The sequence below is a fragment of the Pseudomonas sp. P5_A12 genome (assembly GCF_056400685.1).
Window position 1 is genome coordinate 1 of the sequence record NZ_JBFUKU010000511.1, and the last position, 2051, is coordinate 2051.

Annotated in this window: 3 protein-coding genes; 2 read left to right on the forward strand and 1 reads right to left on the reverse strand. The window is 58.4% G+C overall.

Features of this window, described 5'->3' with window-relative positions; all coding sequences use genetic code 11:
• Window positions 1-293, reverse strand: a 293-nt coding sequence (locus AC1DSG_RS30575; RefSeq protein ID WP_477794204.1) for an RNA methyltransferase, incomplete at its 3' end; no start/stop codon positions are given.
• 145 nt (window positions 294-438) lie between these two features.
• Between AC1DSG_RS30575 and suhB the strand changes: the two genes are divergently transcribed.
• Window positions 439-1257: a type III secretion system regulator SuhB gene (suhB, locus tag AC1DSG_RS30580; protein ID WP_007948182.1), complete on the forward strand. Its 819-nt coding sequence runs from the start codon at window positions 439-441 to the stop codon at window positions 1255-1257.
• A 117-nt stretch (window positions 1258-1374) separates the two neighbouring features.
• Window positions 1375-2051: IS4 family transposase (locus AC1DSG_RS30585; protein ID WP_477794205.1), on the forward strand; the 677-nt coding region annotated here is incomplete at its 3' end.

A 2051-nucleotide genomic window follows, 5' to 3' on the forward strand; every position in this document is an offset into this window, starting at 1 on the left:
TGGCCAGGGAATGCGACGGTCACGAGTGGCCAGGGAATGCGACGGTCACGAGCACTGGTGCCAAGTACCAGATTGCAGCCAACCAAGGCATCTTCCAAGGTGGCGACGACTTGCGCGTTTTCAAGGATATCCCCGGCACCGGAAGCACGGGCGTCGGCTTCGTGATGCGGGAATAACCGCGGTTCGACCAGCACCAGCCGCGACAGGCCCATGTTCTTCATGGCACGCGCAGCCCCGCCGATGTTGCCGGGATGACTGGTATTGACCAGGACGACACGAATGTTTTGCAGCACGGGAGGCGTTCTCGAACACAGAAATTGGAGCCGAATCTTACAGTTCCTACTACCGTTAAGCTATGAAAGCGAACACCGACCTTCACCTGTAGAAAAGTTCTGATAGAATGCCCGGCTTTCTTTAACAACCTTAGGTGACACATCCATGCAGCCCATGCTGAATATCGCGCTGCGCGCCGCCCGCAGCGCCAGTGAATTGATTTTCCGCTCCATCGAGCGCCTGGATACCATCAAGGTCGACGAAAAAGACGCCAAGGATTACGTATCCGAGGTGGATCGCGCCGCCGAACAGAAAATCATCGATGCGCTGCGCAAGGCCTACCCGAACCACTCGATCCTGGGTGAAGAAACCGGCATGCACGCCGGCAACGGCATCGAAGGCGAAGAGTACCTGTGGATCATCGATCCGCTGGACGGCACCACCAACTTCCTGCGCGGCATTCCTCACTTCGCTGTCAGCATCGCCTGCAAATACCGCGGTCGCCTGGAGCACGCTGTAGTTCTGGACCCGGTTCGCCAGGAAGAATTCACCGCCAGCCGTGGTCGCGGCGCTCAACTGAACGGTCGTCGTCTGCGCGTCAGCGGCCGCACCAGCCTGGACGGCGCCCTGCTGGGCACTGGCTTCCCGTTCCGTGACGACCAGATGGACAACCTCGAAAACTACTTGGGTATGTTCCGCGCCCTGGTTGGCCAGACTGCCGGCATCCGCCGCGCCGGCTCGGCGAGCCTGGACCTGGCCTACGTGGCTGCCGGTCGTTTCGACGCGTTCTGGGAGTCGGGTCTGTCCGAGTGGGACATGGCCGCAGGCGCCCTGCTGATCCAGGAAGCCGGTGGCTTGATCAGCGACTTCACCGGCGGTCACGACTTCCTTGAAAAAGGCCACGTCGTTGCCGGTAACACCAAGTGCTTCAAAGCAGTGCTGACGGCCATCCAGCCGCACCTGCCGCCTTCGCTGAAGCGCTAAGCTTCCAGCGACAGAGAAAGCACCCTTCGGGGTAATGCCGATCAGTTAAGCCCTCTTGCTTGACCTTTGGCCGCAAGAAATCAAAATCCGATGCCTGAATAGGTATCGGATTTTTTTATGCGTCTCGCTCGGGCACTGGAACTGACTCACAACATCGCCTCCACTCCCAACTCCATCGAGGGGTTGGATTCGTTACTCGATCCTTCTTTGGTCGAGCAAGCACTGGAACAGGCAGGCGTAGCAACCCTGCGCAAGCGCCGTCTGCYGTTGGAAATGATGCTTTGGTGCGTGATTTCCATGGCGTTCTTTCGGCGGATGTCAGCTTGGGATGTGGTCAGTCGCATGAACATTATGCTGCCGGGTCAACGTCCGCTGGTGGCGCCCAGCGCAGTGGTTCAAGCCCGTCAGAGGCTGGGTAGCGAGGCTGTACGACAAGTCTTCGATCTGACTCAGAAAAGTTGGCATGAAGCGGCYGGTCATCCGACTTGGGCMGGGCTGCGTTTGYTRGGGGTCGACGGCGTCGTCTGGCGAACACCCGACACGGCAGAAAATCGAGCACGCTATGACTCGGCCAGTAATCAACATGGTGACACTGGCTTTCCTCAGGTGCGCATGGTCTGCCAAATGGAGTTGACCAGCCATTTGCTGATCGGCAGTGCATTTGATGGTTACCGCAGCAACGAAATGAAACTGGCGGAACAGCTGATCGAAACCACGCCTGATCACTCGTTAACGCTGTTCGATCGCGGCTTTTATTCCTTGGGTTTGCTGCACCAATGGCAGCAAGCAGGCAC

Excerpts from the sequence above, each read along its gene's own strand:
- suhB (WP_007948182.1), top strand. The coding sequence starts at position 439 with ATGCAGCCCATGCTGAATATCGCGCTGCGCGCCGCCCGCAGCGCCAGT.